Source organism: Vibrio ostreicida (assembly GCF_013074385.2).
Lineage (GTDB): Bacteria > Pseudomonadota > Gammaproteobacteria > Enterobacterales > Vibrionaceae > Vibrio > Vibrio ostreicida.
Genome location: NZ_JABEYA020000012.1, coordinates 67,757 through 74,390 on the forward strand (window position 1 = coordinate 67,757; position 6,634 = coordinate 74,390).

General features: G+C 44.6%; 6 protein-coding genes. All 6 read left to right on the forward strand.

The window, feature by feature from the left end; genetic code table 11:
- Nucleotides 1–417 precede the first annotated feature (417 nt).
- From HLM86_RS14970 to HLM86_RS14995, 6 genes are read left to right on the forward strand one after another with little or no spacing between them, the layout of a single operon-like run.
- On the forward strand, nt 418–1,527 hold the full coding sequence (locus HLM86_RS14970) for an ABC transporter substrate-binding protein (protein ID WP_083949316.1): 1,110 nt from the start codon (nt 418–420) through the stop codon (nt 1,525–1,527).
- A gap of 3 nt (nt 1,528–1,530) precedes the next feature.
- Nucleotides 1,531–2,607: a FecCD family ABC transporter permease gene (locus tag HLM86_RS14975; RefSeq protein WP_170883592.1), complete on the forward strand. Its 1,077-nt coding sequence runs from the start codon at nt 1,531–1,533 to the stop codon at nt 2,605–2,607.
- The gene (locus tag HLM86_RS14980; RefSeq protein WP_170883593.1) at nt 2,604–3,422 is read left to right on the forward strand and encodes an ABC transporter ATP-binding protein; all 819 of its coding nucleotides are present in this window, start codon (nt 2,604–2,606) and stop codon (nt 3,420–3,422) included. The genes HLM86_RS14975 and HLM86_RS14980 overlap by 4 nt, the downstream gene beginning before the upstream one ends.
- Nucleotides 3,397–4,182 (forward strand): nicotianamine synthase family protein, encoded by a 786-nt coding sequence (locus HLM86_RS14985; protein ID WP_170883594.1) that lies wholly within the window; start codon nt 3,397–3,399, stop codon nt 4,180–4,182. The genes HLM86_RS14980 and HLM86_RS14985 overlap by 26 nt, the downstream gene beginning before the upstream one ends.
- On the forward strand, nt 4,183–5,460 hold the full coding sequence (locus tag HLM86_RS14990; protein ID WP_170883595.1) for an opine metallophore biosynthesis dehydrogenase: 1,278 nt from the start codon (nt 4,183–4,185) through the stop codon (nt 5,458–5,460).
- Entirely contained in the window at nt 5,453–6,334 is an 882-nt protein-coding gene (locus tag HLM86_RS14995) for a DMT family transporter (RefSeq protein WP_076587724.1), read from the forward strand. The genes HLM86_RS14990 and HLM86_RS14995 overlap by 8 nt, the downstream gene beginning before the upstream one ends.
- The last annotated feature ends 300 nt before the right edge of the window (nt 6,335–6,634 follow it).

Consider the following 6,634-nt stretch of genomic DNA (forward strand, 5'->3'; position numbering starts at 1 on the left):
GTATTACGTTATAGGACGCCTCTTCTTTTCCTACAGCAAAGCGTTAGAGAGTTCAGTGTTCAACTCGCGTTGTTATCGACCAAAATTGCACTTAGCGTTCGCCGCTAATTTATGAAATAGGGCCGAAACCTTAGACTTGAAATGGCGCTTTCCCTGAATCTGTTTTGAAAAAACCGACGACTTCTTTCACACCTGTTTTCCCTGATTATTCCTTGTTTATGACTAAAGTTAATGACCTGACCTGACTGTATGCAGGTTAAATTGTCCATTGATGCTCGGCTGAACGCCAGATCTCCACTATGAACATCGATTCATCTTTATAAGTAGTGCCATTATTACAACCAATTGAACTTGTTTTGAATGATAATGTTATGATATAACATACCAAATGATAACTATTACCAACTGGTGTTAAAAATGAAAAAGGCAACATATCCGTTTCTTCTATTGGTGATTCTCCTATTAGGTTCTGGATTACCAGCCTGGGCCAACGTTGATATCGAAGATGTGCTAGGTCGACATGTCACACTTGATGGTCCCGCCGAGCGTATTTTTTTGGGCTTTTATTTTGAAGATTATCTCGCCATAGCTGGACCTGATGCTTATAAAAAAGTGGCTATCTTCCCGCGTCATTCTTGGCAAGATTATCGTCAGTCACAATGGCAAACTTATCGTGAAATCATCCCTGAAATTGAAACTATTACAGATTCTGGCTCCATTTATACTGGGACATTCGATTTTGAAAAGCTGTTAACGACCAAACCAGACGTCGCGTTATTGGCAGCGTGGCAATACGATGCTTTGGGTGACAAAGTTACGCTACTAGAAAAAAGTGGCATCAAAGTCGTGGTCGTTGACTTTAATGCACAAACTCTTGAGAGACATTTAAAAAGTGCGAGAGTGATAGGTCAAGTGATGGGAACAGAAGGGCGTGCTGAAGCCATTGCTCAAGATTATGAGCAAACGGTCAAGGATGTTCAAAGACGTGTCGCGAAATACCTAAATCACCATCAACAAAGACGAGTTTATGTGGAAATCGGTACAGGCGGAGCAGAGGAGTACGGTAAATCATACGCCAATACTATGTGGGGGAAGCTGCTTAATCTTGCCGGCGCCAATAACATTGCCAATGGTAAAATTGATGGTTCAGCACACCTCAATCCTGAATACGTTTTAAGTCAAGATCCTGAAGTGATTTTTATTTCTGGAGCGCACTGGGCGAATCATAATGGTAGTGCGTTGTTGGGTTTTGGTACGACGCCCAAAGAGGCACAAGCGACTTATCATCCGTATCTTGAACGATCAGGTTGGCAGCACATCTCCGCAGTTAAACAAGGTCAGGTTTATGGTATGTACCACTCTGGGACGCGAACCATCTATGACCATATATTTCTTGAATTCCTTGCCAAATCGATCTATCCAGAAGCATTTAAGGACGTGGATCCTATGGCACACCACCAAGCATTCTTTGAGCAGTATATGCCACAAAAACTTTCTGGCACTTTTATGCTTAAAGTGGGCAATTAGACTATGTTAGGAAACGTTGGAGCCAGTGTTCACACTCAAGCGGTGGACACCAATAAGGGCAGTATCTATCGACAGATGCAGAAACACAGACGTCGCGCTCTGATAATCACTTTGGTGGTTCTTTGTGTTGTCATCTTGCTCGATATAAGTACGGGATCCTCTTGGATCAGTTTAGGTAGCGTATTTGACGCTCTTCTCGGGGGCCCAGATGGAAAGGCGCTCTCGACCACCATCGTCTGGCATTTGAGATTACCAGTGACTCTGACCTGCTTGGTTGTAGGCGCGTCGTTGGGGCTTGCGGGCGGCTTAATGCAAACCTTACTTGCTAACCCGCTGGCAAGCCCTTATACCCTTGGTATTTCTGCTGCTGCTGGTTTTGGTGCCGCTACTGCCTTATTGACTGGTTTTTCTATTTTTGGTCTCGCTTGGCTTGGCGTACCGATAGCCGCTTTTTCTGCTTCTGCACTCGCAAGTTTGTCTATTTACTTTATTGGCCGTTCACAGAATATGGATGCCAAAATCCTAATATTGGCTGGAATTGTCGTGCTGTTTTTCTTTCAAGCGTTGCAATCTTTAGTGCAATATCTCGCGTCACCTGAGGTCCTCCAGCAAATCGTTTTTTGGTTATTTGGTAGTTTGCTAAAAGCGTCTTGGCTTTCTTTTTCTGTTGCGGGAGTAATACTTGCGATGGGACTTTTGCTTTCTCTTACAAGAGTATGGGCGTTGACGGCACTCTCTTCTGGGGAAGAAAGGGCCCAAGCATTGGGAGTGAATACTCGTAAGCTAAGATTAGAGATGTTTTTGTTATGCTCCTTGCTTACAGCAGGCGCTGTGTCTTTTGTTGGCACTATTGGTTTTGTTGGGCTGGTTGCGCCGCATCTTTCCCGTTTGTTAGTCGGTGAAGATCAGCGTCTCTACTTACCCTTGTCGATGCTTATGGGCGCACTGTTACTCTGTGTGTCCTCATTAGTAGGAAAAGTGCTTGTCCCAGGAACCATTATCCCAATTGGTATTATTACATCGTTGGTGGGCGTTCCTTTTCTTCTTTATTTGTTAATTGGTCGTCGGGGTGGGTTGTGAAACATCTTTTACTTAATGATGTCGCGGTCAAAATGGGTGGAAAATTGATACTTAACCCCATCAATACGACATTTGAATCAGGAACATTCTCAGCGATTCTTGGCCCTAATGGTGCAGGAAAAACGACGCTCTTGAAAACCATGATGGGGCTGCTTCCCACGACAGGTAGCTTGGGCGCTTTCTCTGATGACGGGCAAAAGGTGCCGTGCTCTCAGTATTCCTATTTATGCCAATTGAATAAGTCTTCGAGTCAACTCACTGTGATTGAGTTTGTGTTACTGGGACTTGTTCATTCACTGAGCTGGCGCATTACACCCGATCAAGAGCAGAGAGCGGAATCGATATTGAGGGATTTGGGGTTGTTGCACCTAGCAACCCGCACTTTTTCTCACCTGAGTGGAGGCCAGCAGCAACTTGTCTCCCTTGCCCAAGCTTTGGTTGGGCGCCCTTCGGTGTTACTTCTCGATGAGCCAACCAGTGCGTTAGACCTTAAACATCAGGTGCAAGTCTTAGCGTTAGCACGGGAATATACGCTGGAACATCAGAGTATCACGATTGCCGTATTGCACGACCTTTCTATGGCAGCACGCTATTGTGATCACTTGCTATTGCTCGATAAAGGTAACGTGCAGAAAACAGGAAGCCCGAGAGAAGTGCTCGATGAGGCTCTACTGAGCCAAGTGTATCAAGTTGCGGTGGATGTTGGGGAATGCAGTAAAGGTCATATCCATGTGACGCCCAATTGTTTGGAGCCCATTAATTCACAAAAGAATAGACAAGGAAAAACGTATGCCGATGACGCATTGCCATTATGAACTCTTAGTGGCTCTCTCGACATTTGAATCTCAGATAGAAAAACTCACGCAATACAGTGTGGAGAGTTGTAACTGCTTTACGTTGCTCCAAAAAAAGTTGGATGAGCTTTGCGCTTGGATTATGACAGAGTCGATACAACATCTAAGTGACGAACTTGGGCATCACCCTGAGCATGATAGGCAACTCAAACGCTTGCGTGAAACATCGATTAGAGCACTTTGTGTGTTAGAAAAGCATCAGTCGAAGTGCGCGCAATCTCATCACTTAGACATCACGGATTACTTAAATCGGCTATCAAATACCGTTCATATCGAGCTTGATAGCGTTCGTGTGACGTCGGACTCAAGAGTACTGTTCATTGGCTCAGGATCTTATCCTCTTTCTGCGTTTACGATAGCAAAGATAACGGGTGCTGCTGTGCATGGTGTTGATATTGATGAGCACGCAGTGAGTATGGCTAATGACCTTGTTCAGGATTGTTTACTAACCAGTTTTGGGTGCCGTGATTTAGCGACAGAGTTTACTGCTTTTCAACCGACTCACATTCTAGTTGCTTCTCTGGTGGAGCACAAATGGGAGGTACTCAATCGGCTTAAACCCTTTTTGACGCCGTCCCATCGTGTTTTAGTGCGTTTTGGCAATGGTATTAAATCCGCGTTTAACTACCCATTTAATCCCGAATTGATGGAAGGTTGGGAGACTCGTTGTCTCAATAATCAGGCGGCCATTTACGATACAGTGGTAATGGAGAAGGCGTAAATGACTCATCAATTAGGGCGGCTATTGATCGTTGGAGCAGGCCCTGCTGCGTTTCAAACCGCCGCCTTACTCAGACCTCATTGTTCTCATCTTGGTATTGTGAGCAGAGACTCCGCGCATTGGCAAGTTCGATCTGTACGCCTCCAACAAGGAGAGCGCGTGCAAGTTGAGGTGGCGAAAGCTAACTTATCGAGCTTTGCAAAGTCGACCGGCTTTGATTCTGTGTATGAGGATTTGAACCTTGTTCAAGGGAGGTGGGATACAGTGATTATTGCCACACCAGCTTATACTTTGGTGTCGGTGTTACGGGATTTGCCAGTAGAGAGTGTCAAGAAAGCAAAAGAAGTCGTTCTACTTTCATCTTGGTTTGGTGGCCATCAAATCACGCAAGGCTATTTTGCTCAACAAGGGCTTAATCCTAACGTGGTGGTTTTTTCCAACTACTTTGCTGCTACGAAATTTGAGCCAAGAGAGCATACTTTGCGTGTGGTGACTAAGGCCGTCAAAAAACGGGTTTATGCTTACGTTAGCCGCAGTGAACAGGGCGTATTATCGCTGTTTCAAGAAGCATTAGATCAAGTAGACGCTCAAGTACAAACGTTAGGAAATGGCTTCAGTGTTGAAGGACGTAATATTACGCTTTACGTCCATTCTGCTTTGTTTATTAATCCCTTTTCGCTTGATCATATCTTCAGCTCTAGCACTGACAAAAAGTACATGTACAAGCTCTTTCCGGAGGGACCGATCACCCCAGCGACTATGCAAACTTTGGTTTCCTTGTGGCTCGATATGTCGTCACTGATTCAGAAATTGGGTGGTGAATCGTTTAACTTATTGCAGTTTCTAAACGATGACAATTATCCAGTACGTGAAGAAAGTTTGTCCCGTCAGCAAATTGATAGTTTCATGGACTGTGCTCCAATTGAACAAGAATATCGCCTCTATGTTCGTTATAGCGCTATTTTAGTCGATCCATTTTCCACCCCTGATGAGGATGGACGCTATTTCGATTTTTCTGCGGTGCCGTTTGCCAAAGGCAATCTTGACAAAGAACAATGGCCCAGAATACCGAGTGAAGACTTACATGCGCTTTACTGGTTGCAATCGCTCGCGACACATTTTGATATTGAATTCGCGGCGGTGAGGCGCGTGCTGAGTGTTTTCGAACGATGGTTATCTTCACGTGAACTCACGAACCCATTTATCGAAATGAACCAAGGTCAATCGAGCCAAAGCCTCGTATGGTTACCTTCTACTCTAGGAGTGAACAATGAATAAGGGTGTGGCACTTGCCATTATCTCAGCCTTTGTGTTTAGCGTGATGAATGCGCTTATTAAGGCCGCAAGTTTAACAATACCAAGTGCGGAAATTGTCTTTTTTCGCAGTGCCATTGGTAGTGTGCTTATCTTGGGTTTAATGTGGCAAGCCAAGGTGTCTTTCTCTAGCACTGGTGTTCCTCTCTTGGTGCTTAGAGGCTTGCTAGGCGCGTTTTATTTATTGGCATTTGTCTACACGATTGCCCACATCCCGCTGGCTGATGCGGCGATTTTGGCCTATCTGTCGCCATTTTTTGTGATTATATTGTCGCATTTTTTGTTGGGAGAGCGTTTACCTGCCAAAGCAAAATTTTTGCTTCCTGTTGTACTCGCAGGCGTTGGATTAGTGACCAACCCATTCGAATATGAATCGTTCAATATCTACGCTTTAGCCGGTGTCGCCAGTGCGATTTTTGCTGCTGGCGCATCCATCACCATTCGGCATTTGAGTCAGCGTCACCATACGTATGAGATCGTATTTTATTTTTTAATGACGGCGATGCTGGTCTCCGCTTATCTAATGAAAGATGATTTTGTTATGCCTCAGGGAGTGACATGGCTTTACCTTGTCGCAATAGGTGTGGTCTCGTTAATTGGACAAATCTTTTTGACTAAGGCGTTTACCCATGAAAATGCAGCAGTGGTTGCTGGAACTCGCTATATTGGTCTCGTATTCAATGTGCTTTGGGGTGTTATATTTTGGCAAGAGATACCTAGCTGGATGACCGTGCTGGGTGGATGTGTGATTGTGGTTGCTTGTATTGCGTTATCTTGGAAAAACAGCACGCCGAGTCCCTCTGTGAGTGAAGGGGACAAGCCTCTTCGTACGAGTTAGTTGGTAAGTGACGTGATGGATTATTAAACGGACACGGATGTTTGTTAGAAAGGAATTGATAGGAATCTCAGTGATCTCCGCAAAATAAAAAAGAGTCATGTTCACGCATTCTTTGCGCTTTGACAGGCGGGATAAATCGTTTGGGTGTCAGATGTTATTTGGTTTAGTTGGTATGGTGGCTGTGAACACCAAACGACTTTGTCGTATCTTAATTACCAAGCGATTCTGTCGTAGTCGCTAATTACCAAGGGAAATTGACGGTGGTCTTTAACCGTGCTTTTTAAATGTTTACTTTGAACA